The sequence below is a fragment of the Kitasatospora sp. NPDC056531 genome (genome assembly GCF_042794375.1).
Lineage (GTDB): Bacteria > Actinomycetota > Actinomycetes > Streptomycetales > Streptomycetaceae > Kitasatospora.
Map to the genome: position 1 here is coordinate 84,608 of NZ_JBHTTU010000008.1, position 25,634 is coordinate 110,241.

General features: G+C 72.6%; 26 protein-coding genes and 1 pseudogene. 9 read left to right on the forward strand and 18 right to left on the reverse strand.

Features of this window, described 5'->3' with window-relative positions; all coding sequences use genetic code 11:
• Positions 1-192: 192 nt before the first annotated feature.
• From ACFQ87_RS10985 to ACFQ87_RS10995, 3 genes are all read left to right on the forward strand, one after another.
• Complete coding sequence (locus tag ACFQ87_RS10985) at positions 193-1,431, forward strand: cytochrome P450 (protein ID WP_380610444.1); 1,239 nt, start codon at positions 193-195, stop codon at positions 1,429-1,431.
• A 156-nt stretch (positions 1,432-1,587) separates the two neighbouring features.
• Entirely contained in the window at positions 1,588-2,109 is a 522-nt protein-coding gene (locus ACFQ87_RS10990) for a carboxymuconolactone decarboxylase family protein (protein WP_380610339.1), read from the forward strand.
• 265 nt (positions 2,110-2,374) lie between these two features.
• Positions 2,375-2,743 (forward strand): peptidase inhibitor family I36 protein, encoded by a 369-nt coding sequence (locus tag ACFQ87_RS10995; protein ID WP_380610340.1) that lies wholly within the window; start codon positions 2,375-2,377, stop codon positions 2,741-2,743.
• A 111-nt stretch (positions 2,744-2,854) separates the two neighbouring features.
• Here the strand turns inward: ACFQ87_RS10995 and ACFQ87_RS11000 are convergent.
• The 3 genes and pseudogenes from ACFQ87_RS11000 to ACFQ87_RS11010 form a co-directional block, all read right to left on the reverse strand.
• Positions 2,855-3,466, reverse strand: a pseudogene (locus ACFQ87_RS11000) (glycosyltransferase); the annotation flags it as partial.
• Positions 3,467-3,577: 111 nt separating this feature from the next.
• The gene (locus tag ACFQ87_RS11005) at positions 3,578-3,766 is read right to left on the reverse strand and encodes a YegP family protein (RefSeq protein WP_380610341.1); all 189 of its coding nucleotides are present in this window, start codon (positions 3,764-3,766) and stop codon (positions 3,578-3,580) included.
• Positions 3,767-3,855: 89 nt separating this feature from the next.
• Positions 3,856-5,331, reverse strand: coding sequence for an amino acid permease (locus ACFQ87_RS11010; protein ID WP_380610445.1), 1,476 nt, complete (start codon positions 5,329-5,331; stop codon positions 3,856-3,858).
• 399 nt (positions 5,332-5,730) lie between these two features.
• Here ACFQ87_RS11010 and ACFQ87_RS11015 point away from each other — a divergent pair, with 399 nt between their 5' ends.
• Positions 5,731-5,955: a hypothetical protein gene (locus ACFQ87_RS11015; RefSeq protein WP_380610342.1), complete on the forward strand. Its 225-nt coding sequence runs from the start codon at positions 5,731-5,733 to the stop codon at positions 5,953-5,955.
• A gap of 118 nt (positions 5,956-6,073) precedes the next feature.
• On the opposite strand, the gene ACFQ87_RS11020 is transcribed toward ACFQ87_RS11015, so the two are convergent.
• Complete coding sequence (locus tag ACFQ87_RS11020; RefSeq protein WP_380610343.1) at positions 6,074-7,015, reverse strand: deoxyribonuclease IV; 942 nt, start codon at positions 7,013-7,015, stop codon at positions 6,074-6,076.
• Positions 7,016-7,304: 289 nt separating this feature from the next.
• On the opposite strand from ACFQ87_RS11020, the gene ACFQ87_RS11025 reads away from it, so the two are divergent.
• Together ACFQ87_RS11025 and ACFQ87_RS11030 are read left to right on the forward strand one after the other, a co-directional pair.
• Positions 7,305-8,384, forward strand: coding sequence for a nitrous oxide reductase family maturation protein NosD (locus ACFQ87_RS11025; protein WP_380610344.1), 1,080 nt, complete (start codon positions 7,305-7,307; stop codon positions 8,382-8,384).
• A gap of 57 nt (positions 8,385-8,441) precedes the next feature.
• On the forward strand, positions 8,442-9,476 hold the full coding sequence (locus tag ACFQ87_RS11030; RefSeq protein WP_380610345.1) for a methyltransferase: 1,035 nt from the start codon (positions 8,442-8,444) through the stop codon (positions 9,474-9,476).
• A gap of 92 nt (positions 9,477-9,568) precedes the next feature.
• On the opposite strand, the gene ACFQ87_RS11035 is transcribed toward ACFQ87_RS11030, so the two are convergent.
• The 9 genes from ACFQ87_RS11035 to ACFQ87_RS11075 form a co-directional block, all read right to left on the reverse strand.
• Complete coding sequence (locus tag ACFQ87_RS11035; RefSeq protein ID WP_380610346.1) at positions 9,569-10,288, reverse strand: class F sortase; 720 nt, start codon at positions 10,286-10,288, stop codon at positions 9,569-9,571.
• Between the two features lie 125 nt (positions 10,289-10,413).
• On the reverse strand, positions 10,414-10,926 hold the full coding sequence (locus tag ACFQ87_RS11040) for a hypothetical protein (RefSeq protein ID WP_380610347.1): 513 nt from the start codon (positions 10,924-10,926) through the stop codon (positions 10,414-10,416).
• Between the two features lie 290 nt (positions 10,927-11,216).
• Positions 11,217-11,546: a TcmI family type II polyketide cyclase gene (locus tag ACFQ87_RS11045; protein WP_380610349.1), complete on the reverse strand. Its 330-nt coding sequence runs from the start codon at positions 11,544-11,546 to the stop codon at positions 11,217-11,219.
• Positions 11,543-11,998, reverse strand: a complete 456-nt coding sequence (locus ACFQ87_RS11050) for an SRPBCC family protein (RefSeq protein ID WP_380610350.1) — start codon at positions 11,996-11,998, stop codon at positions 11,543-11,545. Before ACFQ87_RS11050 ends, ACFQ87_RS11045 begins: the two co-directional genes overlap by 4 nt.
• A 1-nt stretch (position 11,999) precedes the next feature.
• Entirely contained in the window at positions 12,000-12,260 is a 261-nt protein-coding gene (locus tag ACFQ87_RS11055) for an acyl carrier protein (RefSeq protein ID WP_380610351.1), read from the reverse strand.
• 83 nt (positions 12,261-12,343) lie between these two features.
• Complete coding sequence (locus ACFQ87_RS11060) at positions 12,344-13,585, reverse strand: beta-ketoacyl synthase N-terminal-like domain-containing protein (RefSeq protein WP_380610352.1); 1,242 nt, start codon at positions 13,583-13,585, stop codon at positions 12,344-12,346.
• A gap of 5 nt (positions 13,586-13,590) precedes the next feature.
• Positions 13,591-14,847, reverse strand: a complete 1,257-nt coding sequence (locus tag ACFQ87_RS11065) for a beta-ketoacyl-[acyl-carrier-protein] synthase family protein (RefSeq protein ID WP_380610353.1) — start codon at positions 14,845-14,847, stop codon at positions 13,591-13,593.
• On the reverse strand, positions 14,844-15,269 hold the full coding sequence (locus ACFQ87_RS11070; protein ID WP_380610354.1) for a cupin domain-containing protein: 426 nt from the start codon (positions 15,267-15,269) through the stop codon (positions 14,844-14,846). Before ACFQ87_RS11070 ends, ACFQ87_RS11065 begins: the two co-directional genes overlap by 4 nt.
• A gap of 30 nt (positions 15,270-15,299) precedes the next feature.
• Entirely contained in the window at positions 15,300-16,466 is a 1,167-nt protein-coding gene (locus tag ACFQ87_RS11075; protein ID WP_380610355.1) for a SchA/CurD-like domain-containing protein, read from the reverse strand.
• 304 nt (positions 16,467-16,770) lie between these two features.
• On the opposite strand from ACFQ87_RS11075, the gene ACFQ87_RS11080 reads away from it, so the two are divergent.
• Positions 16,771-18,444 (forward strand): FAD-dependent oxidoreductase, encoded by a 1,674-nt coding sequence (locus ACFQ87_RS11080; RefSeq protein WP_380610356.1) that lies wholly within the window; start codon positions 16,771-16,773, stop codon positions 18,442-18,444.
• Here the strand turns inward: ACFQ87_RS11080 and ACFQ87_RS11085 are convergent.
• From ACFQ87_RS11085 to ACFQ87_RS11095, 3 genes are all read right to left on the reverse strand, one after another.
• Positions 18,354-20,012 (reverse strand): APC family permease, encoded by a 1,659-nt coding sequence (locus tag ACFQ87_RS11085; protein ID WP_380610357.1) that lies wholly within the window; start codon positions 20,010-20,012, stop codon positions 18,354-18,356. The two genes, ACFQ87_RS11080 and ACFQ87_RS11085, sit on opposite strands and share 91 nt — an antisense overlap.
• A 908-nt stretch (positions 20,013-20,920) precedes the next feature.
• Positions 20,921-21,511 (reverse strand): hypothetical protein, encoded by a 591-nt coding sequence (locus ACFQ87_RS11090; protein WP_380610358.1) that lies wholly within the window; start codon positions 21,509-21,511, stop codon positions 20,921-20,923.
• 1,215 nt (positions 21,512-22,726) lie between these two features.
• The gene (locus ACFQ87_RS11095; protein ID WP_380610359.1) at positions 22,727-23,317 is read right to left on the reverse strand and encodes a pyridoxal-phosphate dependent enzyme; all 591 of its coding nucleotides are present in this window, start codon (positions 23,315-23,317) and stop codon (positions 22,727-22,729) included.
• 250 nt (positions 23,318-23,567) lie between these two features.
• Between ACFQ87_RS11095 and ACFQ87_RS11100 the strand changes: the two genes are divergently transcribed.
• A complete protein-coding gene (locus tag ACFQ87_RS11100) occupies positions 23,568-24,425 on the forward strand; it encodes an EamA family transporter (protein WP_380610360.1) in 858 nt (285 codons plus the stop codon).
• 78 nt (positions 24,426-24,503) lie between these two features.
• Positions 24,504-24,767, forward strand: coding sequence for a hypothetical protein (locus tag ACFQ87_RS11105; protein ID WP_380610361.1), 264 nt, complete (start codon positions 24,504-24,506; stop codon positions 24,765-24,767).
• A gap of 39 nt (positions 24,768-24,806) precedes the next feature.
• Here ACFQ87_RS11105 and ACFQ87_RS11110 read toward each other — a convergent pair whose 3' ends face one another.
• Both ACFQ87_RS11110 and ACFQ87_RS11115 read right to left on the reverse strand, forming a co-directional pair.
• Positions 24,807-25,136, reverse strand: coding sequence for a hypothetical protein (locus tag ACFQ87_RS11110; protein WP_380610362.1), 330 nt, complete (start codon positions 25,134-25,136; stop codon positions 24,807-24,809).
• Entirely contained in the window at positions 25,133-25,450 is a 318-nt protein-coding gene (locus ACFQ87_RS11115) for an SAV_915 family protein (protein WP_380610363.1), read from the reverse strand. The genes ACFQ87_RS11110 and ACFQ87_RS11115 overlap by 4 nt, the downstream gene beginning before the upstream one ends.
• Between the last annotated feature and the right edge of the window lie 184 nt (positions 25,451-25,634).

Here is a 25,634-nt window from a genome sequence, read left to right on the forward strand (position 1 = left end):
GGCTATCTTGGCGGGTGGTGTTGGTGGGGCGGTTGGGTGCCCAGCCCGTGGCTGACCATGGCCGTGCGGCTGGGGGGCTGGACGGCGAGCGCGCCCCCCCCCCCCGCAGCCGTGCCACCGCGCGTCTGACGTAGAGTCGGCCCTCGGGATTGCCCCGCCCATCGTCTGACGTCGGCCGAGTCGAGGAGACCCCTGGTGACCACGGACACCGTCCCCGTGCCGGAACTGGCCCCCGAGGCCGTCGAGCAGTGGCGGGCCGAGGAGGCCCAGCTGGTCGACCTGCTGGCCCGCGCCCAGCGCGGCGTCGGCGGCATCGCCGCCTTCCGGCTCGGCCCGACCCCGACCGTGCTGGTCACCGACCCGGCCGCGGTGCAGCACGTGCTCGGCCGCCACCCCGACCGGTACGTCAAGCGCTCGCACCGGGCCCGGATGCTGGTCGGCGACGGCGTGCTCTCCGCCACCGGCGACGCCTGGAAGCGCCAACGGCGGTTGCTGCAGTCACAGTTCACCGGAACGGGCATGCGCCGCTACGAACAGCGGATCGCCGCCGCGGCGCGACGCACCGCCGACCGCTGGGAGGGCTACCGGCGCAGCGGGGAGACCTTCGACGTGGGCGAGGAGATGCGCGGCTTCGCCCTGGACACCGCCTGGCGGGCGCTCACCGGACTGCCGCTGGACGACCGGACCGACCGCGAACTGCGGGCAGTGGAAAGGGTGGTGGCCGCGATGCCGACCCTGCCGACCAACGCGGCGGACGCCCGGGACGCGGTCGCGCTGGACCTCGCCCGAATCGACGCCGTCGCGCAGGCCGCGATCGAGACGGCACGCACCGCGGACTCCGCGGAACCGGGCGTGCTCCGCGTCCTGCTCGACGCCGCCGACCAGCACCCCGAGTACACCGACCGGTTGATCCGCGACGAGCTGATCACCCTGCTGGTCGCCGGCCACGAGACCACCGCCACCACGCTCACCTGGCTGTTCCTGCTGCTCGACGACAACCCGGGCGCCCGCGGCGCCGACCCGCAGGCGCTGGTCAGCGAGACCCTCCGGCTCTACCCCGCCGCCTGGCTGCTCCCCCGGCACGCCGTCGAGGACGACGTGATCGCCGGGCACCGGATCGCCGCCGGAACGGACGTGCTGGTCTGCCCGTACCTCACCCACCGCGACCCGGCCCTGTGGCCCGACCCGGAGCGCTTCGACCCGGCGCGGTTCGCCCCTGGTGCGGACCGCCCCGGCCAGCTCGGCGCCTACCTGCCCTTCGGCCTGGGCGCCCGCGCCTGCCTGGGCACCCAGTTCGCCGTGCGGGAGACCACGGCGCTGCTGGAACTGCTGCTCCCGCTGGGCGAATTGGAGTTCCGCTCCCGGCCGGCCGGGGCCGCCTACAGCATCACGGTACGCCCGGACGGCCCGACGCCGGCGGTGCTGCGCTGAGCCTGCGGGCGGGGCACGACGGCCCGGGTCCGCGCCGGGCCGAAGAAAGTCCGCGCGCCGAAGAAGATCCGCGCCGGGCTGTCACACACCCGCGCCGGGATCCGTCGGGTCAGTGAAAGCACCGCTGCTCCCGAAGCTCCCGAGAGGAACACCACGATGACCACCCACTCGACCACTGGCCGCTCGATCACCGCCGAGATCCCGCTGCGCCCCCGCCTCGCCACCGACCCGGGCGAGCTCGTCCCCGAACTCGCCGAGGTGTCGGCCGCGTTGTTCAAGGCCGTCGGCAACCGCTCGATCCCGCGCGCCACCATCAGCCTGGTCCAGCTGCGGGCCGGCCAGATCGCCGGCAGCACCTACTTGACCGTCCTGCACACCGGGTTCCTGCGCAAGGCCGGCGAGTCCGAGGAGCGCATCGCCTCGGTCGCCGCCTGGCAGGACTCCCCGTACTTCACCGCCCCCGAGCGCGCCGCCCTCGCCCTGGTCGAGGCCACGCTCCAGCCCAACCCGCACGGCGAGCGCGTCTGCGACGAGCTGTACGCCGAAGTCGCCTCCCACTACGACGAGAAGGCACTCGCCACGCTCGCCCTCGCCATCGGCCAGGTGAACTTCTTCACCGCCATCGCGCTCATCGCCAAGCCCGTCCCCGGCCGGTCCTTCACCGACCCCTGGGCCTGACCCGCCACCGCCCCATCCCCGGCCCGCCGAGCCCCTCGCCCGGCGGGCCGGTCGGCGTTCCGCGCCCCAACGGCTCTGCCCCGTCCCGCAGTTCGTCCGGGATGCCCGGGGACGCCGCGGGTCGGGGCGCGGGACGGCATCCCACCGTCCCCAGGCGGTCCGCGCCGATGGCGATCGCCCCCGGTCCTGACGCAGGCTGGCGATCGCCGACGGAACGTCAGATCCGGTCGGCGTAAGGCACCTTCAATCGATTCGAGGAGCCACCATGTTCAAGAAGACCATCGCCGCGCTCGCCGTCGCCGCGAGCGTCGTCGTCGGCGCGGGCGTCGTCGCCCCGGCCGCCGAGGCCGCGCCGGCCGGCTGCAACGCGGGCGGCCTCTGTGTGTACTGGGGCTCGAACTACAGCGGCAGCGTCCAGACCGTCTACCAGGACAACAACGACCTGAGCATGTACTCCAACTTCAACGACAGCCTCGGCGGCTCGGCGTTCAACAACGGCAACAGCTGCAACGTCGTCGTCTACACCCAGAAGAACGCCCAGGGCACGGGCTGGATCCTCTACCGCGGCACGGGCTGGACGCAGATCTACAGCAACGTGCCCCAGATCCTCTCCAACCGCTGGTGCACGGTCTGATCCAGCGATGAAGACCAGGATCACCCTCGCCCTCGCGGCGGTCCTCCTGGGCCTCGGGGGCGCCGGAGGGTCCTCGTCCCGCGGCACCCCCCCCCCCCCGGACCCACCCCCCCTCCGCAGCCCCTCGTCGCGGTGCCGCGGGTGGAAGCGCACCGAGTCCACCCCGCGCGGCCACAGCTGCACCCGCGGCACCCCGTGCGCGGTGAGGTCCTGCGCGGCCGGGGTGGACGGCGCCAGGGTGCGGGCGGCCGCCCGGTGCACGGCCCGGATCCGCCGCCAGGCGGCGGCCTCCCCGAGCCCCCGTCCGGCCCGGTAGGCGTGCGCGTACCCGGCCAGGTCGGTCTGGTACACGGCGACGGCGGGCACCCCGAGCCGCGCCGCGACCTGCATTCCCCGCGCGCCCAGCACGAACGGGCTGGCCAGGTGCACGATGTCCGGCCGGTGCCCGGCGACGGCGGCGGTCAGCTGCCGGCTCGGCAGCGCGATCCGCACCTGCGGGTACCCCGGCAGCGGCATCGAGGGGATCCGCACCACGGGGATCCGCTCCGCCTCGGCGCCGGAACCGAAGGTCTGCGGCGGGCACTGGGCACCCCGCGTCGGCGCGGGGGTGACGACGAGGGGTTGGTGGCCCCGGCGGACCAGGTGCTCGGCCGTCCGCAGCACGCTGTGGGCGACTCCGTTGACCTCGGGCGGGAAGGATTCGGTGACGATGACGACGCGCATGCCAGTGTTCTGTCCGCGCCCGGCATGCTTCCGGCCAAAGGGATCTGTCGTACAAACGAACGCGGGTCGGCGATTTGCACCACCGACCCGCGTGTTCAGCGCAGTGTCACCTCAGGCAGACCCGGCCGCCTCCTTGAGCTCCGCGTACGGCGCGAGCTTGCGGATCGACTCGATGCTCTTCAGGCAGTCGTCCTTGCTCTCGTAAGGGTCGCCGGTCACCACGACCGACCCGTTGCTCGCCTTGAGACGGAACCGGTGCATCCCGCTCTCGTCCTTGTACAGCTCGAACTTCCCGGCCATGTCAGTGGAGACCTTTCGCTTGAGTGACCCCCTGGCTCCGGACTGTAGGCGCTGGCCCGGCGCCCCGCCGCCCGGCCGGGCCGTTCGGGTCAGGAAGCAGCAGTGGCAGCAGTGGCCGCAGCGGCGTCAGTGGCGTCGGAGCCGTCGGAGGCGTCCCCCGTCGGGCCGTCGGCCCGGCGGCGGCCGGCGAGCCAGACGTAGACCAGGATGCCGGCGAAGAGGAAGAGGACGCCCTGGTAGACGGCGGCGTAGCCGGCGCCGGCGAGGAGCCAGATGGAGAAGGCGAAGGCGCCGAGGCCGAGGACGGCGTCGCGGACCAGGTGAGCGGTGTCGACCTTGTCGGTCGCGCCGCGGACCAGCCAGTAGAGCTGGGCGGCGGTGGAGAGCAGGTACGGGACGACCGCGGTGAAGGTGGTGACCAGCACCAGCATGTCGAACGCGCCCTTGGCACCGCTGGCGAAGTTGGCGACGGTCAGCACCGAGGCCAGGCCCACGCTGACGATCACGCCGAAGGTCGGTACGCCGCGCTTCTCCTTGCCGAAGGCGGCCGGGAACAGGCCGTCCTTGGCGGCCGCGTACGGCGCCTGGGCGGCCAGCAGGGTCCAGCCGTTGAGCGCGCCGGTCATCGAGATCAGCGCGGCGACGGCGATCACCGTGCCGCCCCAGGTGCCGCCGAACATGGCGTTCATGGCGTCCGAGAAGGGCGCGGCGGAGTTGACCAGCTGCGCGTGCGTGACGGTGCCGAACACCGCGAGCGTGCCCAGCAGGTAGACCACGGCCGCGCCGGCGGTGCCCAGCACGCTGGCCCGGCCGACGTTGCGCTCCGGGTCACGGACCTGACCGGCGCTCATCGCGGCCGACTCCACGCCCAGGTAGCTGAACAGCAGGATCGCCGCGGCGGCGGTCATGCCGCCCATCCAGCCCTGGCCGTTGCCGTCGAAGGGCCCGAGGTTCTTCGGGTCGAAGAAGAACAGGCCGCCCACCGCGACCAGCGCCAGCGGGATGAACTTCAGGACGGTGGAGACGAGTTGGACCGCCCCGACGTACTTCGTACCGGCCAGGTTGGCCAGCGCGGGCAGCCACTGGAAGGCCAGCGCGGCGGTGATCTCCAGCGCGGTGTTGTGGCCGACCGGCAGCAGCACGTCCAGGTAGCCGACGGCGGCCACGGCGAGCGCGGCGTTGCTGACCCACGTGGTGATCCAGTACGACCAGGCAGACAGGAAGCCGGCGAAGTCCCCGAAGGCCTCGCGGGCGTAGACGTACGGCCCACCGGTGCGCGGGTTGCGGCGGGCCAGCTGCCCGAAGACCAGGGCCAGCGCGATCGCGCCCACGGTGAGGACGACGAAGGCGAGCAGGCTGACCGTCCCGAACGGCGCCACGGCGGCCGGGATCATGAAGATGCCGCCGCCGATGATGTTGCCCATCACCAGGGCGGTGGCGGTCGGCAGCCCGAAGCGGCCGTTCTTCGAGGGTCTCGCATCGACCGTGTCCGGCCCGGCTGGATCAGGGCTGGCCGGGCCGCTCGGTCGGGTCGCCTGCCGGGGTTCGGCGGGGCTGGTCTGCATGAGGGTGGTGCGCCTTTCGTGGTCCTGCTCGCGCTCGGTGGAGCGACCGTTCATGCTCGGACCGGGCGGTACCTTGCACCAAATCGATGGGATTTGTTCGTCCGGCCCGCCGGATCACCGCAAGACTTACGGCCGTACGCCGGTCGGACGGGCGCTCGTCCGGTGCCCCTCGTGAGGCCCTTCGGCCCGGAACGGGGTAGTTCGGCCGGGCGGGGGAGATGTGTCACCCGGATGCCCCAGAGCGGTTGCGGCGCGCGCCCGCCGGTGCGTGTTCGTGTGCCAACCTTGGCGCGGCGCCTCCCGGTGGGGCGCGGCCCGGTCCGCCGGGCGGTCGAACTGGCCGTTCGGAGACGCGGGTTGAGGGCAAGAGACGAACCAGACGAACCAAAAGGACATCAGATGTCGCTTCGTGGGAAGATCCGCAAGCTCGCCGTGATCGCCGTGGTGACGGGTGCCGCCATCGCGGCCGCGCCGACCTCGGCGATGGCGGGGGGCCACACGTCGGAGCAGTCGTCCTCGCAGAGCCTGGAGGCCGGCTCCGCGGGCGTCGGCCTGTTCGGCCCGCACGCCCACTGGTTCAACTTCCACGAGCACAGCGACAGCGAGAGCGACTGCGGCTGCTGATCCCGCTGAACTCCGAGCCCGGAGGCCGCCCGTCGGCCCCCGGGCTCACGGCTGTCCGCTCGACAGCGGATCGGGGGCAGCGGCCGAACGGGGCGGCCGCCCCGGCCACTACGCGGCTTCAGGCCCGGACCGCCGCCCGTTCGCGCAGCTCCTTCAGCACCGCGATGTCCAGTGCGTGCCCGGTGCCGTCCCCGCCGTGCCTGCGGTCCGGGGTCTCCACCAGCAGCGGCACCCCGGCCGTCTCCGGGTGTTCGAACAGCTCCCGGAACGGCTCCGCGCCGATCATCCCCGCACCGATGTTGGCGTGCCGGTCCTTGCGGGCGCCCACCACGTCCTCCGAGTCGTTGGCGTGGATCAGCCGCAGCCGGCCGGGACCGGCGGCCGAGGCCAGCGCGTCCAGTGCGGCCGACACCCCGCCGGGTACGGCCAGGTCGTGCCCGGCGGCGAAGGCGTGGCAGGTGTCCAGGCAGACGCCCACCCTGGGGTGCCCGTCCAGCGCCTCGACGTACTCGGCCAGCTCCTCCAGCCGGGAGCAGAGCGAGCTGCCCTGACCGGCGGTGGGCTCCAGCAGCAGCCGGGGCGCGTCCTCGCCGAGCGCGTCCAGCTCGTCCAGCAGTGGCCGGACGTCTGCCCGGACCTGGGCCATCGCCTCGGCCCGGCGCGAGCCGCCGCCGGGCGCCGTGCCGACCGCCGAGCCGGTGTGCAGGACGACACCGAGCGCGCCGATCGCGCGGCCACGGCGCAGCGAGTGCCGCAGCGAGTTCGCCGAGCGCTCACGGGTGGTCGGATTGTCCGATCCGAAGTTGATCAGGTACGGCGCGTGCACCCACGCCGGGATGCCCTGCTCGGCACAGGCGGTGCGGAACTCCTCGTCCTGCGCCGGATTGCCCGGGGGAGTGGCCCAGCCGCGCGGGTTGGCCACGAACACCTGCACCGTCTCCGCGCCCACCTTCCGCGCGTACGCCAGTCCCGTCCCGGCCAGGCCGCGGGCGGCCACCGGGACGTGGGCGCCGATCGGGTTGCGGACGGTGGCGACGGACGGTGCGGACGCGGTGCTCATGACCCCGAGGATGTCACGGGCCCCGACCGGGCCGGTTCGCGGCCCGACCCCCGGCGGTCATGCACGCCACGCCGGAGCGTCCCACCGGTGGCCGACGCCCCGTCAGCCCCGCAGCCCAGCCCTGGTGGCGGGCCCAACCGGGTGCCCATACCGTCGATTCGGCCGTATCCACCGACCGTCACCACCCGCACACACCGCGTCAGACGCACCACTCGGACCAACTCCCCGAGGTCCCCCGAGCACCCCGCACCCCGCCACACCACGCGCGCCGAAAGACAGGTCACCACTCATGCCCACGCGTCGGGTCCACCACCTCGCCGCGGCCACCGCCGCCGCCACCGCCCTGACCACCGCCCTCGCCACCCTGGCCGCCGCCCCCGCGGCCCAGGCCTCGGGCGGTGCCCTGCACCTCGTCCAGCCGGGCGAATCGATTCAGCGGGCCGTCGACGCCGCGAAGCCCGGCGACACCGTCCAGCTGCTCCCGGGTACCTACCGTGGCAGCGTCCGCATCGCCACCCCGGACCTGACCCTGCGCGGCGCCGGCGCCCTCAGCGTGATCACCCCCGGGGACGGTACGGAGAACGCCTGCGCCACCGCCGGGCACGGCGTCTGCGTGGTCGGCACCGAGCAGGCCCCGCTGCCCGGTGTCACCATCGAGTCCCTCGCCGTCACCGGCTTCCGCAAGAACGGCATCGACGCCAGCGGCACCACCCGCCTGACCGTCCGCGCCACCTACGTCCACGACAACGCCCAGCAGGGCATCAGCCAGGAGATCTCCACCAAGGCCGCCATCATCGGCAACCGCTCGATCGACAACGGCCAGTCCGGCGTCTTCCTCGCCAACTACGCCTACCGCGAGGGCGGCGCGCCCGACACCGGGGGCACCGTCGTCCAGGGCAACGAGGTCACCGGGAACCGGGTCGGCGTCACCGTCCGCCGGCTGCGCGTGGTGACCGTCGAGGGCAACGAGATCAGCGGCAACTGCGCCGGCGTCTTCGTGGTCGGCGACGAGGGTGTGCCCCGCGCCGGGGACCTGGACGTCCGGCACAACCGGGTGGTCGCCAACAACAAGTTCTGCCCGGCCAACCCGCGGCTGGGCGCCATCCAGGGCGCCGGCATCGTGCTCACCGGCACCGAGGACACCCGGGTGACCGACAACGAGGTCCACGACAACGTCGGCACCTCGGACTTCTCCGGCGGCATCGTCCTCTTCAAGAGCGTCGTCGGCATCCCCAACACCCGGGCGACCATCGCCGACAACCGCCTGAGCGGCAACGGCCCGGCCGACCTCGCCGACCGTGACACCGGCACCGACAACACCTACAGCCGCAACACCTGCTCGCTCTCCCAGCCGTCCGGCCGCTGCTGAGCCCCGCACACCCGAGCGCCCGCAGACCCGAGCTCCACATACCCACAGGGACCGCCAATGACCACCGCACCCACCAACGCCACCCCACAGGCCGCGATGCGCCTGCGCGAGCTCGTCTTCGGCGCCGCCTGCGCCGCCGCCGTCCGTGCGGCCGCCCGGCTCGGCCTCGCCGACGCGCTCGGCGACACCCCGGCCGGCGTCACCGAACTCGCGGACAGGCTCGACACCGAACCCCGCCAGCTGCGCCGCCTGCTGCGCGCGCTCACCTGCTACGGGATCTTCGCGGAGACCTCCGAGGACCGCTTCGAGCACACCGAGATGTCCCGCCTGCTGCGCGAGGACGCCCCGAACTCGCTGCGCTACATCTCCCTCTGGTGCACCGAGCCGTGGACCTGGGAGGCCTGGCCGAAGCTGGACGAAGCGGTCCGCTCCGGCCGCAACGTCTTCCCCGACCTGTTCGGCAAGGAGTTCTTCGACTACCTGCACAGCGACGCGGGGGACTCGGCCAAGGTCTTCGACAAGGCGATGACCACCTCCAGCCGGCAGTCCGCCCAGGACTTCGCCGACTACCTGGACCTCACCGGTATCGATTCGGTCGCGGACATCGGCGGTGGCCAGGGCCACGTGCTGGTCAGCCTGCTGGAGAAGCACCCGGCCCTGCACGGCACCCTGCTCGACCTGCCCAAGGTGGTGGCCGGCGCCGACTCCCGGCTGCAGGACGGCGGCGCCTTCTCCACCCGCGCCCGCCTGGTGCCGGGCGACTGCCGGGTGGAGATCCCGGTCCGCGCCGACCTCTACATCATCAAGAACATCCTGGAGTGGGACGACGAGAGCACCCGCCGCACACTCGCCAACGTCGTCGCCGTGGCCCGCCCCGGCGCCCGGGTCGTCGTGGTGGAGAACCTGGTCGACAACAGCCCGTCGATGCGGTTCACCACCGCGATGGACCTGATGCTGATGCTCAACGTCGGCGGCGCCAAGCACTCCGAGGAGAGCATGGTCGGCCTGATGGCGGAGGCCGGCCTGGACGTCACCGCCGTCCGCCCGGTCAACCCCTACCTGCACGCCTTCGAGTCCGTCGTCCGCGGCTGACCCGAAACCCCGACGGCCGCTGCTCCCCGACTCTCCGGGGAACAGCGGCCGTCGGTCTTGCCGGCGGGCCCGCGCGCTCGGGCCTTGTGCGCTCAGGCCTTGTGCGAGGACTCCAGGTGGGCGAAGACCACCACGTTGTCCAGGTAGTCCTTCCGTTGCTTGTCGTAGGCGCCGCCGCAGGTGATCAGTCGCAGTTGGGCGTCCGGAGTCTTCCCGTACACCTTCTGGTCCGGGAAGGCGTTCTTGGCGAAGGTCTCCACCGAGTCGACGGAGAACACCGCGACCGTGCCGTCCGCCCGGCTCACCTCGACCTTGTTGCCCGGCCTCAGCAGGCTCAGCAGCAGGAACACCGCCGGGCCCTTGGTGGTGTCGACGTGGCCGGCGACGACCGCGCTGCCGCGCGCGCCCGGGGTGACCCCGTCCCGGTACCAGCCGACCAGGTTCTTGTCGTCCGGCGGCGGGGCGTTGAGCTGGCCGGCCGGGTTGAGGGTGAGTTCGGTGAACGGCGCGTCCACCGCGATCTGCGGGATCCGCAGCCGGGTCGGCTTGGACGGCTTCAGCGCCGGCGCGGCGCCCGGTGCGGCCGCCGGGGCGCCCTTCGAGGCCGCGGTGGCGGATGCCGACGGCGCCGGGGCGGCGGGTGCGGCGGGTGCGGCGGGTGCGGCGGCCGCCGGGGGGGCGGCCTGCCCGGCGGCCGAGTCGCCGCTCGGCCGGGGAGCCACCGAGTTGTAGATCAGCAGCAGGCCGACCGCTGCCGCTCCCATGGCCGTGCGCAGCAGCCGGGGCATTCCGGAGCCGGGACCGCCCGTCATTCCTGTCCTCCGCTCGAAGTTCCGCTGGAACCATCGGAACCGCCTGGGCCTGTTCCGCAATGACCCGCCGCCTCCGCGCGCCCCACCCCGGCCGGGGGAGGCGCCCAGAGGCGGCGGTGGCAGGCTCAGACGGTGGCCGCGCCGGACGTGCGGCGGCCGCGGCGCAGCGCGTAGGCGCCGGCCCCCAGGCCGCCGAGCAGCAGCACCGCGCCGGAGGCCAGGCCGCCGCCGGACAGCGCCAGACCGCCACCGCCGGTGTGCACGCCGCCGTGCGGGGACTTGTGGTCCTCACCCCGGCCTTCGTTGCCTCGGCCTTCGTTGCCGTGGCCTTCGTTGCCTCGGCCTTCGTTGCCGTGGCCTTCGTTGCCTCGGCCTTCGTTGCCGTGGCCTTCGTTGCCCCGGCCTTCGTTGCCCCGGCCTTCGTTGCCCCGGCCTTCGTTGCCCCGGCCTTCGTTACCGCGGCCTTCGTTGCCCCGGCCTTCGTCGCCGCGGCCTTCATTGCCCCTGTCGGACTGCTTCTCCTGCCAGGTGAGGTTCTTGCCCAGGTCGGAGGAGCCGTCGGCGAAGGCCATGGGGGCGCCGGCGGTGAGGACGGCGGCGACGGCCGCCCCGGCGAGGAGTGTGCGTGCAGAACGCATGAGGTTGATCCTTCCGGCGCGAGGGCCGCGACCGCCGGCAGGGTGCCGGTCAAGGGGACTCGCAGGCAATGGCGCCTGATCCACCGTCAACCACTGCGCGGCCGTCTGCCACCGGAGCGTGGCGGCGCCGGTACCGACTGTGCGCCCTTCGGGTGGAGTCCTGGGAGAACTCACCCGGGTGCCTCGGCGATTCGGGTGAATCGGTGTGGGTGCGGGGTGGTACGGACTGGGCCCGCCCCCGGCGCACGGCCGGGGGCGGGCCCACAGTGAGAGCAGCGGGGAGCGGGGGGTCAGCGCTCCCAGCGGTAGAACTCTCTCGCCATCGCGTCCTTCGGCTCGCGCCAGGTGGCCGGGTCGTAGGCCTGGACGAAGGCGGTCAGGCGGTCGCTGACGGACCGGAACTCCGGGTGGCCGATGACCTTGGCGACGGCCGGGCCCGGCGGGCGGTCGGCCTCGATCAGGTGCAGGTAGACGTCGCCGAACTGGAAGAGGCTGCGGCCGGTGACGCCGATCAGGTGCGGCAGTTCGCCGCGGTCGGAGTCGGCGAACACCTCGGCGATGTCCGGGGCCGCCCCGGGCTTCATCCGGGCGACGATCAGGGCGCGGTGGGTTCCGGTCATTGCTCGGCCGCCCGCTTCTCGACCTTCTCGCGGATCAGCTGCATCTGGATCCGGGAGTTCTTGTTGATGTGGTTGACCATGCCCTTGTCGTCGACCGGGGCGGTGGGCTTCATCGCGAAGTCCTGGATCCAGCGCATCCTGGTACCGGCCGGGACCTCCGCGTACTCCCAGCGGATCTCCATGAACTCGAACGGGCCGGGCTCGACCCGGCGGGCGTTGACCGCGAGCGAGGACTTGTCGGTGGTGCGCTCGGAGACCCAGCTCCACACCATGCCGTTCTCGTCCGGGTGCATGGTGAGCCGGAACTGCACCCGGTCGCCGTCGCGCTCCAGCACCTCCACCGAGGCGTACTCGCTGAACAGCTGCGGCCAGTTCTCCAGGTCGTTGGTCATCTCCCAGACCAGGTCGAGCGGGGCGTTGATGACGATCTCGTTGTCGGTGTGTCCGGGCATCTCAGGCACCAGCCTTCGTGACGAGGGAAGTGTTGACCAGGTCCATGAACTCGGCGGGGGTCTTGGCGGACTCGGCCCCGGAGGTGACTTTGAGGCCGTGCCGGTTCTCCAACTCGCCGACGACGCCGAGCAGTCCGAGCGAGTCGACGCCGAACTCCTCGAACAGCGCGCCCGGCTGCTCCAGGTCGCCGGGGTCGACGGTGACGCCGGCCCGGGCCTGGAGCAGGGCGGCCAGCTCGGGATAGCTGAGGTTGTTGCTCACGTGGTTTCCCTTCGGAGGTGTAACGGGGTGGTTCAGTACCGGGAGGCCAGACCCGGTCCGGAGCCGAGGTGCAGGGCCGAGGTTCAGGGCAGCTCCCCGCGTCGGAGCACCAGTGCGGAGTTGGAACCCATCAGCCCGCGGCTGAGCACCAGCGCGGTGCGCAGCTCGGCCGGGCGGGCGCGGTCGGTCACCAGGGCGAGGTCGTGGCAGACCTCGGTGACATTGGGGGTGGGCGGCAGCACGCCGTCCTCCATGGCCAGCACGGCAGCGGCCACGTCCAGCATCGGGGCGCCGCAGTAGGCCCGCCCCGTACCGGCCTTGGGCGCGGTGACCGGGATGCGTTCGGCGTCCGGGCCGAGCGCGTCGGCCAGCGCGAGGGCCTCGGCCCGGTCGGCGGCGGGGACTCCGAGGGCGTCCGCGAAGACCACGTCGATCTCCTCGGGCGCCGTCCGGGCCTCGTCCAGCGCGATCCGGATCGCGGCGGCCAGCCCGTTCCGGGACTCCTCCCAGCGGGAGGCCCCGGTGAAGGTGGCGCCGTGCCCGACCACGTGCGCCCGGATGCCGGCACCGCGCCGCCGGGCCGACTGCTCGTCCTCCAGCAGCAGCATCGCGCCGCCCTCGGCGGGGGCGAAGCCGCAAGCCTGCGCGGTGAACGGCAGGTAGGCCGCGTCGGGTTGGTCGGACAGGCTCAGTTCGGGGTAGCCGAGCTGGCAGACCATCGAGTACGGCGCCAGCGGGGCCTCGGCGGCGCCGACCACCACCGCGTCGGTACCGCGCTCGATCGAGCGGGCGGCGTGCGCGATGGCGTCCAGGCCGCCGGCCTCGTCGCTGGCGACCACCCCGCACGGGCCCTTGTAGCCGCCGCGGATCGAGATCTGGCCGGTGCTGGCCGCGTAGAACCAGGCGATGGACTGGTACGGTCCGACGAACTTCGGCCCCTGGCCCCAGAGCTGCTGGAGCTCGCGCTGGCCGAACTCGCCGCCGCCGGAGCCGGCCGCGGTCACCACGCCGACGGCGAAGGGCTGTTCGAGGTCCGGCCGGAATCCGGCGTCTGCCACCGCCAGGTCGGCGGCGGCCATCGCGTAGTGCGTGAACCGGTCGGTCTGCACGAGGAAGCGACTGTCGATCACCGACCGCGGATCGAACTCCCGCACCTCACCCGCGACTTTGAGCGGTATCTCGGTGCAGCCCTCGCGGGAAATCCGGTCGAGGACGCTCACGCCCTGCCTGGTGGCCTTCCAGAAGGCGTCGGCCCCGACACCGTTCGGTGCCACCACACCGAGGCCGGTGACCACGGCCCGGCGGCCCTGCTGACGTGACGTCATGGAACTCACCCCGTTCTGTTGAGCACGACGGCGGACTGGAATCCGCCGAATCCGCTGCCGACCGAGAGGATGTGGCTCAGCGGCAGCTCGCGCGCGGTGCGCGGCACGTAGTCGAGGTCGCACTCCGGATCCGGAGTCTCGTAGTTGGCGGTCGGCGGCACCACGCCGTGGGCGAGCGCCAGGGTGCAGGCGACCACCTCGATGGCGCCGATCGCGCCGAGCGAGTGCCCGACCATCGACTTGATCGAGCTCATCGGCGTCTCGAAGGCGTGGCCGCCGAGCGAGCGCTTGACCGCGGCGGTCTCATGCCGGTCGTTCTGCTTGGTGCCCGAGCCGTGCGCGTTGACGTAGTCGACGTCGGTGCGGTTGACCCGGGCGTGGTCGAGCGCGTGGTCGATCGCCCGGGACATCTCCAGCCCCTCCTTGGTGAGGCCGGTCATGTGGTACGCGTTGCCGAAGGTGGCGAAGCCGCCGACCTCGCCGTAGATCCGGGCGCCGCGGCGGCGGGCGTGCTCCAGCTCCTCCAGCACCAGGACGGCGCCGCCCTCGCCGAGGACGAAGCCGTCCCGGTGCGCATCGAAGGGGCGGGAGGCGTGCTCCGGGTCGTCGTTGCGCTCGCTGGTGGCCTTGATGGCGTCGAAGCAGGCGACGGTGATCGGCGAGATCGGGGAGTCGGAGGCGCCGGCCACGCAGATGTCGGCGCGCCCCTCCTCGACCGCCTGGAAGCCGTAGCCGATCGCGTCCAGGCCGGAGGTGCAGCCGGTGGAGACGGTCTGCACCGGGCCGTGCGCGCCGACCCGCTCGGCGACCGTGGAGGCCAGCGTGCTGGGCGCGAAGGCCCGGTGCAGCTGCGGCTCGGCCTGCCGGTGGTCCACGTCCCAGCGCGCGCCGGCGGCGCTGACCAGGGCGTAGTCGTGCTCCAGCCGGGTGGTGCCGCCGACGGCGGTGCCGAGCGAGACGGCGATCCGCCACGGGTCCTCGGCGGCCAGGTCCAGCCCGGCGTCGGCGATCGCCTCGTCGGCCGCGACCATCGCGAACTGCACGTAGCGGTCGTCTCGTCGGACGTTCTCGGGGGTCAGTCCGTGGGCCGCCGGGTCGAAGTCGCACTCGGCCGCGATCCGGGACCGGAACCCGGTCGGGTCGAACAGGGTGATGCCCCGGGTGGCGGTGCGGCCGGCCGTCAGGAGGTCCCAGAAGGCGGGTATCCCGATCCCTCCGGGCGCGACCACACCTATTCCCGTGACGGCGACCCGCCGGGTCACGAGGCCACCTTGGCGGGTTCCGGCGGGCCGGAGGCGGCGGTCTCCTCGGTGCTCACGTGGCCGAGGTCGGGGCGTGGGGCGAGTGGGCCGCAGTGGAAGACCATCCGGGCCTCGGTGTCGCCGACGTTGCGGAACCGGTGGCGCATGTTGATCGGGATCATCAGGCCCTGGTCGGGCTTGAGCGGCCGGGTCTCCCCGTCCAGGTCCACCTCCAGGTCGCCGGAGACGACGAACACGAACTCCTCGGAGTACGGGTGGTAGTGCTCGTTGATCCGCTCCCCGGGCTTGATGATGGCCAGGCCCATGAAGCCGCTGGTCGCCCCGCAACTGGGAGGGGTGAGCATGGTGCGCAGCTCGGCGCCGTGGCGGCGGTTCTCCGGAGCCTCGTCGACGTTGATGATCCGCGGGTACTGCGTGGTCATGATGTCTCTCCTCCAGGTCGGTCGCTCAGGTCAGTCGCTCTGTGAACTGCGGTCGGTGACCGGGCTCATGGTGCGGGCGGCGAGGAACGCGTTCAGGCCCGCGACGGTGCGCAGGTCGCCCGTCGGGCCGAGGGCCAGCAGCCCGGCCAGCTCGGCGGCCTCCTGATCGCCCGCCACGCCCAGCGCGGCCGCCGGCTCGGCCTCGGCCGGCACCCGCAGGTCGACCAGTCGCACCACGGTGTCCTCGCGCTGGAACACGATGGCCGCCGCGACCGGGCCGGTCGGGTCGGCGGTGGCGAGGTTGTCGTGGTCGAAGAGCAGCTCGGCGACGGCCCGGCCCTGTCCGGGGCGGACCGGGTACAGCACGGCGTGCCGGTGCAGCCGCCCGGAGGCGGGGGAACTGGCCATCGCCTGGTGCCTGGCGGGCAGCGACGCCTTGGCGAAGAATGCGCGGGCGGCCATCGGGTCGCCCAGCTGGCGGGCCTCCTCCAGGTGCGGGTTGAGCTCCGCCTCGACCGCCCGTACCTCGGGCTGCATCGCCACGTGGCGCAGCGCGTCGCCCAGGTTGCCGACCACCTCGACCGCCCGGACCACCCGGTTTCCGTGCATGAACAGCGAGGTGCGGCGCAGCCGGGTGTGCTCGTCCACCTCGGCCTTGGGCGAGGCGTAGCCGGCCAGGATGCGGGCCACCTCGGCCTCGCTGCCGGGCTTGACGGTGAAGGTCAGCGCGTGGCGGATCACGCCGTCCGGGCCCGGGTCGGCCTGCGGCGGGCCGACGTGCCCGGCGGGCTCGCTGCGCGGCAGCCCGGGCGGGACCTCCATCGGGGCCCGGGTGCCGGTGGAGCCGGCCGCCGAAGTCTCGCGCAGGACGGTGTAGCGCAGCGAGCGGAAGTTGTCGCTGATGCAGCCGTGCATCGGCTTGACCATCTCCCGGTGCGCCGGGCTGTCCACCCAATCCAGGAAGGTCTCCTGGTCCCTCCACTCGCTGGTGATCAGCCACTGGCGGGGGTCGTTGATCGACTGGCACAGCTGGTCGCTGACATGGCCGGGCACCGCGGCCACCTGGTGGCGTAGCTGTTCGTAGACGTCGAGGAAGCGCTGCTGGGCGCCGTCCTGGAGTTCCAGCATCAGCACCACCCTCAACCGGGTGTCGGACTCCTCATGCTGCTTCGGCTGCGGTTCGGACAGAGTTGTCATGATCCACTTTCTGCTCTGGGCCGCACGCTGCGGGCTGTGTCGGCCGCGTCCGGCGGGTGCTCCCGGCCTGGGGGAGGAAGGTGCGGTGGCGGTCGGCCCGGGGCAGTCGGCGCCAGGCCTGAGGTCGATCGTCAGCGTCCGACCGGGCGCGGCGCGAGATTTGCGGGCCATCCGGGCGAAGGGGCGGCACAGCCCCCCTCCGGCGGGGGATGGAAGAGCGGGCCCCCGGTTGAGCGGGCCCGCCGAGGGCGGCGTCGAGCCCAGTGGCCGGGCCGCGGAATCCCCTTACAGGGTGGAGCAATCGATGAATCCGAAGGTTGACGACCGGGTGCCGGTCCTGATCGTGGGCGGCTCCCTGGTCGGGCTGTCGGCCTCGCTGTTCCTCGGTCGGTTGGGTGTCAGGCACCTGCTGGTCGAGAAGCACGCCGACACCTCGCATCACCCGCGCGGGCGAGGCAACAACGTCCGCACGATGGAGCTGTACCGAGGGGCCGGGATCGAGCCGGCGATCCGCGAGGCGGCCTCGGTGCTGGCCCCCAACCACGGCATCCTCCAGGCGCCCTCGCTGACCGGAGCGGAGCAGGAGTGGCTGTTCCGGGAGATCGACCCGGGCGGGCGGCTGGCCCGATTCAGCCCCAGCTCGTGGTGCCTGTGCAGCCAGAACGACCTGGAGCCGGTGCTGCTGCGGGCGGCCCGCGAGCTGGGCGGCGACGTGCGGTTCAGCACCGAGCTGGTCTCCTTCGAGCAGGACGCGGGGGGCGTGACCTCGGTGCTGCGCAGCCGGGAGACCGGCGAGGAACGAGTGGTGCGCTCGGAGTACCTGATCGCGGCGGACGGCCCGCGCAGCCCGGTCCGGGAGAGCCTGGGCATCGGCCGGACCGGCAAGGGCGAGCTGTTCCACAACGTCAGCATCACCTTCCGCGCCAAGCGACTGGCCGAGGTGGTCGGCGACCGCCACTTCATCGCCTGCTACCTGACCAACCCGGAGGCGGACGGCGCGCTGCTGCCGGTGGACAACCGGACGGAGTGGGTCTTCCACGCGCCCTGGCACCCGGAGCACGGCGAGCCGCTGGAGGCCTTCACCGACGAGCGCTGCGAGCGGCACATCCGTACCGCCGTCGGCCTGCCGGAACTGGACGTCGAGGTGACCGGCAAGGCGCCCTGGCACGCCGCCGAACGGGTGGCCGAGCGGTACGGCGCCGGGCGGGTCTTCCTCGCCGGGGACTCGGCCCACGAGATGTCCCCGACCGGTGCCTTCGGCTCCAACACCGGCATCCAGGACGCCCACAACCTGGCCTGGAAGCTCGCCGCCGTCCTGTGCGGCTGGGCCGGGCCCGGCCTGTTGGAGACGTACGGGCAGGAGCGCCGCCCGGTCGCCCGGGTGACCAGCGAGCGCGCCTCGGCCCGTTCCGCCGAGCACAGCCACCCCGGCTACGCGGTGGTCCCGGGCGTCGGCCGCCAGGCCGGGGTGCTGGCGGTGGCACTGGGCTACCGCTACCCGCGGGGCGCGGTGCTCGGCACCGACCCGTGCGGCGCGGTCGTCCCGGAGAAGTTCGAGTCGGCCGGCGAGCCGGGCAGCCGTGCCCCGCACCAGTGGCTGCTGCGCGCGGGCGTGCGGCTGTCCACGCTGGACCTGTACGAGCAGGCGATGGTGCTGCTCACCGGCCCCGGGGGCATGGCCTGGCAGCAGGGAGCCCGGCGGGCGGCCGACCGGCTGGCCGTCCCGCTGGACGGCTACCGGATCGGCGACGGCGCCGAGGACGACCTGGCCCCGGAGCCGGGCGCGGACTTCGCCGCCCTGCACGGCATCGGCCCGGACGGCGCGCTGCTGGTGCGCCCGGACGGCTTCGTCGCCTGGCGCTCGCCCGGCCCGTCATCGGTGGGTGGTCAGTGGCCGCCCGCGTCGACCACCTCGACGTCGGCGACCTCCCGCTCGATCTCCTCGGCGGGGAGGGCGACCCGGATCGCCCAGAAGTAGATGGCCAGCGAGAACGCCGAGACCAGCGCCATGTCGTACCACATCGGGATCCGGCCGGTGCCGTCGCCGAAGCCGCCCTGCCAGGAGATCAGGCCGAGGCCCAGCAGGTAGACCGGCAGCCACTGGGCGGCCTTCCAGTTGAGCCGCGGCGCGTTCGGCAGGCCCTTCTTGATCGCGTACGCCGCGTAGCTGCCGAGCAGGACGTAGCCGAGCACGATGGCGATGCCCAGGCGGGACAGGGTCTGCCAGCCGGACCAGTAGATGATCAGGCTGGAGACCACGAAGGCGACCGGGGAGATCACGCCGCCCATCGGCAGCCGGTAGGAGCGCTCGCGATCGGGCAGCCGGCGGCGCAGGGCGCCGAAGGCCAGCGGGGCGCCGGCGTACATCAGAACGCTGGCGGAGGTGATGAAGCCGACCAGCTCCTGCCAGCTCGGGAAGGGCAGGAAGCAGATCACGCCGGTCACGAAGGACAGGATCAGGCCGAACCACGGCACGCCGTTCTTGTCCAGCTGCTCGAACTTCTGCGGGGCGTAGCCGTTGCGGCTCAGGCCGTAGGAGATGCGCGAGGTGGAGGTGGTGTAGATCAGGCCGGTGCCGGCGGGGGAGATCACCGCGTCGACCTTCAGCACGTAGTACAGCCAGCCGAGGCCGACCAGGGTGGCCAGACCGGCGAAGGGACCGTCGATGCCGGGGAAGTCGAGCTTCGCCCAGCCGTTGGCGAAGGCGCTGACCGGCAGCGCGCCGATGAAGACGACCTGCAGCAGGGTGTAGATCAGGGTACCGATGGTGACCGAGCCGATCACCGCGCGGGGGATGTCGCGCTTGGGGTTGCGGCTCTCACCGGCGATCTGGATGGCCTGCTCGAAGCCGAGCAGCGCGAAGATGATGCCGCTGGTGCTGATCGCGGCGAGCACGCCCTTGGCGCCGAACGGGGCGAAGCCGTGCGAGGTGAAGTTGGAGCCGTGGAAGCTGGTGATCGCCAGCATGAAGATCGTGAGCAGAGGAACGAAGATCTTCAGCCAGGTGGCGATGCTGTTGGTCCGGGCGAGGGCCTTCACGCCGAGGAAATTGACCGCGACGAATACCGCCATCAGCGCGGTCGCGACGATGAATCCGCTGGTGCTGAGGGTGCCGTTGGCGTTCTGCAGCCCACTGGCCCAGGGCATGTCCTTGGCGTAGCCGATCATGGCCTCGACCTCGATCGGCGCCACGGTGGCCGCCTGGAGCCAGGAGAACCAGCCGAAGGACATGCCGGCCAGGCCGCCGAAGGCGTAGTGCGGGTAGCGCGCGGTGCCTCCCGAGACCGGGAAGAGCCCGCCGAGCTCGGCGTGCACGAGCGCCAGCAGCACGATCGCTACGGCGCCGATGCCCCAGGAGATGACGGCCGCGGGGCCGGCGGCGGTGACGGCGTTCTTGGCACCGAAGAGCCAGCCGGAGCCGATGATCGAGCCGACCGAGGCCCACATGAGGCCGATGAGGCCGACGTGCCGCTTGAGCGACCGGTGGGCGGTCCCGCTGGTGCCGGTGTTCTGGCCGGGCGGCGAGATCTGGTTGAGGGAAGCCATGGGCGATCTCTCTGTGTGTGGGGGCTCCGAGATGGGCGGAGCGCGGAGAGTTGCCACACAGTAGGGCTATTCATGGACCTCTGCACAGAGTTCATTGCTGAATGTTTACTTTCTTTGCCGGATATCCGTGCTGGTAGGGGGCGGTACGGTTTCCGGCGGATTACGTGACTCGCGAGTAGGTCCAGGATTTGAGCCGGAATTGAGCATCGACTGGCGAGTCGTGCATTATTGGCGGCCACGTCGGTTCATGGGAATGGTGATCGCCGCATAGTGATGCAGTCGGCCCTGGTCGTTGGCCGGTCGAGGGCCGGTCGAGGGCCGGTCGACGGCGTCGCCGGCGGGCGGGCTCGGCGTGCCGGGTGGGGCGAGCGGAGCGGTGCAGAGGTCGGTCGTCCCGCTCGGTGAACCGGCTCGGATCGGTGGAGTGCGGCGGCTGTCGTGCGGCCGCCGTGCGGCTGGGCGTCGGCAGACGGGCCGGGGTGCCGGGGCGCGCCGTGTACGGACTTGCGGGAAGTGGGCCCTGTGTGACGCGACGTCAATGTCGGCGCCATGAAGAGGTCCCGCGCTCCGATCGGTCGGAGCGCGGGACCTCTGCACTGCCTTCACCAGACGGGTCGTGTGCGCGGCGAATTCGGCCCTTCGGCGGCGGGCAGTGGCAGTCGAGGACCGCCTGGATCCGCCGGACGTCGGGGATTGGCCGCGCGTCGCTTTCGAAGCTGGACCACCGGGTGGCCGCTATGCGCCATCCCGGCAGACATCACCCGCGTGCAGGACGCGTAAACCTGTAGGACACTAGCCATGTTGGTGCCCCGGCCCGATTTCGGCGGGCCGGGGCTCCACTTCATGCCGTTGACTCAGGTTCGGACGTCCCGGTCGGGCTCAGTTCCGGAACTTCCGGTCGGGCTCGGTTACCACTCGCGGCCCTCGCCGCGCTCCTCGTGGCGACCCTCGCGGCCCTCGCCGCCGTGGAAGCGGTGGACGACGCGGAAGCTGCCGACGACGCCGTCGTCAACCTCGATGCCCTCGTGCACACGCTTCGGGTGGACGCCGTCGCTGGAGCTGTGGGGCCCGACGGTGGCGATGGGGGCGCCGTTGTCGCAGACCGCGCCGCTGAAGACCTCGACTTCCCGCCAGCTGTCGTTGCGGATGTTCAGCGACTTGGCACCCAGGCCGCTGACCACAGTGATGCAGCCGAAGTCGTCCGCGGAGTACGACCGCTCGTTGACGTGGATCACGCCCCGCTCGCGGTGCTCGCGGTGCTCGCGGCGCTCGTGGCGCTCGCCGCGCTCCTCGCGGCCCTCGTTGCCCTTGCCCTCGTTACCCTTCGCGCCGCCGTCGAGCGGAGCCTGGGCGAGAGCGGCAGCCGGAGCGGCAGCCGCCGGAGCGGCGACCGGCGCCGCCTTCGCGACCGGCTCGGATGCGGCCGACGCGTAGGTGATGCCGGTGACGGCCACGCCAGCCGTTGCCGCGAGGACAATGGCGGTGGTCATCTTGTTCATGGAACTTCTCCTGTCTCGACTGGATCGGCTTGGTGCCGACAGATATGAACGTACTGGCCGATTGAAGGACTGTCATATCAACCCGTGCCGAATGGTTGATGAGGGGGGCCAAATGGGGGACCTGGGGCGCTCTGACCCTGTTTTCGGGGGGTTGGCGTGGTCGGCTATCAGATTTCTCAAATCGCCTTGTTTAAGGGTGAGTTGACGGTATGGATTGGGTCTTTCGGGTGGCCACTGACTCTCGCTCACCCTTTTGGCGCTCTCCGGCGTGCAAGCGGCGTTGGACCGCAATGACGGGGTGCCAAATTGACGGCCTCGCGGCCCGTGCGGAGGCCCCTGGTTCGGGTCGTGCGGCCGTGGCGTGGCTGTCGGGCTTTGTGTCGACGAGGGGGGGATATCTCGGCTTCTCGACGATCCGTCGAGCACGAACTCTGATGATCTTTCTCCTCGCGCCTGTCAGGAAAGAGGTCCCGCCCTCCGAGTGGTCGGAGGGCGGGACCTTTTTTGCTTGGTCTTCATCAAATGCGCTGCCGATGCGGCGAGTTCAGCCCTTCAGTGGCGGGAAGCCGGAGCTGGGGACCGCCTGGATCCGCCGGGCGCCGGCGATCGGCTGAGCCCGCTGGTCGGCCGTCAGACGGGTCGCGGGTGACCGTCGGGGGTGTCGCCGACGTCGGGGTCGGCGGCCGACGCGGGGTGGCCACTGAGGGGTGGGTGGTGCCGTTCGGACCGGTGGCGTCCACCGGCACCGGGTGCTGCTGACCGGGACGGCGCCCGCGACGTGGCGCAAGCGGCTTCCGCCAGGGCGGGGACGGCCGAGGAGGCCACCACAACCGCGGCAGGGTGGCGAGCGCTGTCGAGTGCTTCATGCCCGCCACCCTGGGCGGGCCGATCTTCCGTCGACTCGTGAACGGCGTGACGGTTCTGCTACCGGGATCGTCGGCAGTGCTCCGCCGTTCACGGCGGCGGTGAAGCCGACTCGCCCGCGTCAGCGGGACAGGAACAGCCGATTCGCCATCAAGGCGGACCGGCGTCCGCTACGGTCAGCGAGTCAGGTACCGCCGGACGGGCGGGAACGGAGCCTTTGGGCTCGAAAGCCTGTGGAGACTCGGTAAGACCGGCGGCTACGTCGGCACCGGTCGGTGAAACAGGAAGCCATGGTCGTGCCGCTCCTTGTGGTACGGGCCAGAATCTCCCGGCTTCAGCCGGGAGAGCGCGTCAATGCACGAGGTCCGACGGATCCGTGTTGGCATCGCACAGGTGGACGGCGATGCACTCGCCGTCCACCTGGTCCAGTGCCGCCAGGGCGGTGGAGACGGCGTGCTCGACGGCGATCCGGCGGTCGTCCCACAGCTGCCGCCGGGCCCGCAGGATGGCGTCGTCGGACACCAGTATGGAGCGGACGTTCTCGTGCCCGGCCGAGTGCACGGCGACGGCGGTGGGCCGGCGGGCGCCGAGTGCGTCCTGAGCCACCGACGCGACCGGGACGTCCACGCTCACCGGTGAGGCCGTCTCCGGCAGGAACACCCTTGCCCGGACGCCGAGTTCGCGTGCCGCCCAGGCGCAGGCCGGCCCGGCGTTGCCGCCCGAGACGATGGTGACCCCGGCCTGCGGGAGGGCGCCCGCCTCGGCGTGGGCGAGCAGGAAGTTCTGCGCGCCACGGGCCTTGAAGCTGCCGGTGTGCTGCAGGACCTCCAGTGCCGGCCAGGTCCGTCCGTCGTCGTCACCCGGCGCCACCGCGACCGGCCGCACCCGCCCGGCGATCCGCTGCCCGGCTGCGTTGACCTCGTCGTGCGTCAGCTGGTTCATCGCGCGTGCTCCTTCGCCCAAGGGTGCTCCCGCTCGACCGTAGTCGGCCCGGGCGGGCCGGAAAAGATCGCCGACGGGCGGCATAGGCTGGCCCCCATGCGTCTCGTGATCCTCCCGCCGCCGGTCCGCTAGCGGGCGGCGTACTCCACCCGACCCGGCCGAGCGGGAGTGCCCGCCGTCGCCGGGGCGATGGCTGCCGCCCGCCGACCCCGCGGACCTGAACCGGCGATCCATCGTGGAGTACCGACGCATGACCTCCTACGCCGCCGTGCCGTTCCGGCACGGCCTGTTGTCCATTTCCGCCGCCGCCGTCGCCTGGGGCGTGGGTGGAGCCGTGGCCGCGCTGCTGCTGCGCACCAGCGGGCTCGGCCCCGTGGCCGTCACCTGCTGGCGCTTCGGCGTCGCGGCGCTCTGCCTGGCGCTGCTGCCCTCCGGTAAGAGGAGCGGCGGCCGCCGGGGATCCGCCGTGCTGACCGGGATCGGGCTGGCCGTCAGCCAGTGCGCCTACTTCGGTTCCGTGCAGTACGCGGGCCTGGGGCTGGGCACCCTGATCACCATCGGCGCCGGGCCGGTGCTCACCAGCCTCGGCGCCCACGTGCTGCTCGGCGAACGCCTCACCCGACGGGTGGTGGCCGCCGTGGTCCTGGCCCTCGGCGGGCTCGTGCTGCTGGTCGCCGCCCCGGCCGCCGGGCCGCGCCCGGCGTTGGGCGTCGCCCTGGCGTTGCTCGCCGGCGCCGGCCAGAGCGGACTGACCCTGTGGGCGCGCGGCGGCGGTACGGCGAAAGCCAGCACCGGCGCCTTCACCACCGGGTTGCTCTGCCTGCTGCCGTTCGCGGCACTCCAGGGCGTGCTGCCTTCGGCCGGGGACCCGGCGCTGACCGGGGGAGCGCTGCTCTTCCTCGGGACGGTGCCGACCCTGCTCGCCTACCGCTGGTACTTCACCGGACTCACCGCCGTACCGGGGACCACGGCCTCGGTGCTGGTGCTGCTGGAGCCGGCGACGGCGGCGGTGATCGGGGTGCTGTTCCTCGGCGAGCCGCTCACCGCGGGCCTGGTGGCGGGCTCGGCGCTGCTGCTGGCCGCGATCGCGGCGCTGGCGCGGTCCTAGCGACCGAGGACGGCGGCGTGCACCCGGCAGGGCGAGTCGTGGTCGCCGGGCGCACGCCGCCGTGCTGTCGTGGGCCGCATGAACTCCTCACTCCTGGCCCGGGTGGCCGTCACGACCACGACCGTCGTCCTCCTCTTCGCCGGCGCCGCCGCCCCCGCCGCCCCCGCCACCTTCGCGGCGGCGGGCGGCAGGCGCGATGTCACCGCAGAGCAGTGCCGGGGTGCGGGAGGACACGTTGAGGGCAGCGGCTACTGCGTCGACGCCGTCGGCGAGGACGCCTGGGGCGAGCCGATCGACGGCCAGGGGGTCAACCCGAACCCGCGCCCGGGCGAGGAGGACTAAGGCCTGTCCAAGGGCGGCGGGCTCTCCCGGAACCGCCGTTCACGGCACCGGCCGCAGGGTCACCGGCTGCGGGGTCAGCGCCCGCAGCACCAGGTCGATCCGGACCCTGGCGGCGCCCGCCCGCTGGAGCGCGGCGGCGACCGCCCGTAACTCCTCCGGGCCGGTGCAGGCCAGGCGGAGTTCCAGGTCGGCGTCCCCGACGAGGGCCAGGCCGCTCTGGACCGCCGGGAACTCCGCGGCCAGCCGGTCGAAGTCGAGTGGGGCCGGCCCGTAGCTGACCCGGGCGATCGCGTGCAGGGTGCGGGTCTGCTCGGGCCGGCCCGGCACGGGTTCGAGCCCGGCCGGGACCAGCTGGAGCGGCGCCGTCACCGGTGCTGGAGTTGAGCGGTCGGGGCCGAGGCCGGGGCGGGCGGCGGGGTCGGGACGGACACGGGCGGGGCGACCAGCCGCGGGTCCAGGACCAGGGTGGAGACCCCGAGCGGGGCGGTGAGGTCGCGCAGGGCGGGCTCGCCGATCTCGGTGTGGGCCTGGTCCGGTCCCAGGAGGGCGGTGAGGGCCTCGGGGCTGGAGAATCCGACCGCGCAGCGGCGGCCGTCGCGCAGGCGGAACAGGCGGAGGGCGGTGGGGCTTCCGGTGCCGGTGGTGGTGGCGGTGACCGGAACGTGCCAGACGACGCGGGCCATGCGAATGCTCCCGAGTGGGGTGATGGTGCCTGCCGGGACTACTTCGTCGACGCTAGGCCGGGCCAGGCGTGGCGTCGCCGGTCCTGACGCAGCGTTGACCGATTGGGGTGGTGCGTTGATGCACTCCTGACACCCGACTCACCCGATTGGACGACATCACTTCCGCGATCGCCCGAACACTGCC

Bases quoted from the DNA above. Each gene is read 5' to 3' on its own strand.
- ACFQ87_RS11075 (WP_380610355.1), bottom strand. From the start codon at position 16,466: ATGACAACTCTGTCCGAACCGCAGCCGAAGCAGCATGAGGAGTCCGAC.
- ACFQ87_RS11085 (WP_380610357.1), bottom strand. From the start codon at position 20,012: ATGGCTTCCCTCAACCAGATCTCGCCGCCCGGCCAGAACACCGGCACC.
- ACFQ87_RS11035 (WP_380610346.1), bottom strand. From the start codon at position 10,288: ATGACGGGCGGTCCCGGCTCCGGAATGCCCCGGCTGCTGCGCACGGCC.
- ACFQ87_RS10995 (WP_380610340.1), top strand. From the start codon at position 2,375: ATGTTCAAGAAGACCATCGCCGCGCTCGCCGTCGCCGCGAGCGTCGTC.
- ACFQ87_RS11030 (WP_380610345.1), top strand. From the start codon at position 8,442: ATGACCACCGCACCCACCAACGCCACCCCACAGGCCGCGATGCGCCTG.
- ACFQ87_RS10990 (WP_380610339.1), top strand. From the start codon at position 1,588: ATGACCACCCACTCGACCACTGGCCGCTCGATCACCGCCGAGATCCCG.
- ACFQ87_RS11005 (WP_380610341.1), bottom strand. From the start codon at position 3,766: ATGGCCGGGAAGTTCGAGCTGTACAAGGACGAGAGCGGGATGCACCGG.
- ACFQ87_RS11040 (WP_380610347.1), bottom strand. From the start codon at position 10,926: ATGCGTTCTGCACGCACACTCCTCGCCGGGGCGGCCGTCGCCGCCGTC.
- ACFQ87_RS11105 (WP_380610361.1), top strand. From the start codon at position 24,504: ATGAACTCCTCACTCCTGGCCCGGGTGGCCGTCACGACCACGACCGTC.
- ACFQ87_RS11010 (WP_380610445.1), bottom strand. From the start codon at position 5,331: ATGCAGACCAGCCCCGCCGAACCCCGGCAGGCGACCCGACCGAGCGGC.
- ACFQ87_RS11050 (WP_380610350.1), bottom strand. From the start codon at position 11,998: ATGCCCGGACACACCGACAACGAGATCGTCATCAACGCCCCGCTCGAC.
- ACFQ87_RS11090 (WP_380610358.1), bottom strand. From the start codon at position 21,511: ATGAACAAGATGACCACCGCCATTGTCCTCGCGGCAACGGCTGGCGTG.
- ACFQ87_RS11070 (WP_380610354.1), bottom strand. From the start codon at position 15,269: ATGACCACGCAGTACCCGCGGATCATCAACGTCGACGAGGCTCCGGAG.
- ACFQ87_RS11115 (WP_380610363.1), bottom strand. From the start codon at position 25,450: ATGGCCCGCGTCGTCTGGCACGTTCCGGTCACCGCCACCACCACCGGC.
- ACFQ87_RS11080 (WP_380610356.1), top strand. From the start codon at position 16,771: ATGAATCCGAAGGTTGACGACCGGGTGCCGGTCCTGATCGTGGGCGGC.
- ACFQ87_RS11100 (WP_380610360.1), top strand. From the start codon at position 23,568: ATGACCTCCTACGCCGCCGTGCCGTTCCGGCACGGCCTGTTGTCCATT.
- ACFQ87_RS11045 (WP_380610349.1), bottom strand. From the start codon at position 11,546: ATGACCGGAACCCACCGCGCCCTGATCGTCGCCCGGATGAAGCCCGGG.
- ACFQ87_RS11025 (WP_380610344.1), top strand. From the start codon at position 7,305: ATGCCCACGCGTCGGGTCCACCACCTCGCCGCGGCCACCGCCGCCGCC.
- ACFQ87_RS11060 (WP_380610352.1), bottom strand. From the start codon at position 13,585: ATGACGTCACGTCAGCAGGGCCGCCGGGCCGTGGTCACCGGCCTCGGT.
- ACFQ87_RS11020 (WP_380610343.1), bottom strand. From the start codon at position 7,015: ATGAGCACCGCGTCCGCACCGTCCGTCGCCACCGTCCGCAACCCGATC.
- ACFQ87_RS11095 (WP_380610359.1), bottom strand. From the start codon at position 23,317: ATGAACCAGCTGACGCACGACGAGGTCAACGCAGCCGGGCAGCGGATC.
- ACFQ87_RS11015 (WP_380610342.1), top strand. From the start codon at position 5,731: ATGTCGCTTCGTGGGAAGATCCGCAAGCTCGCCGTGATCGCCGTGGTG.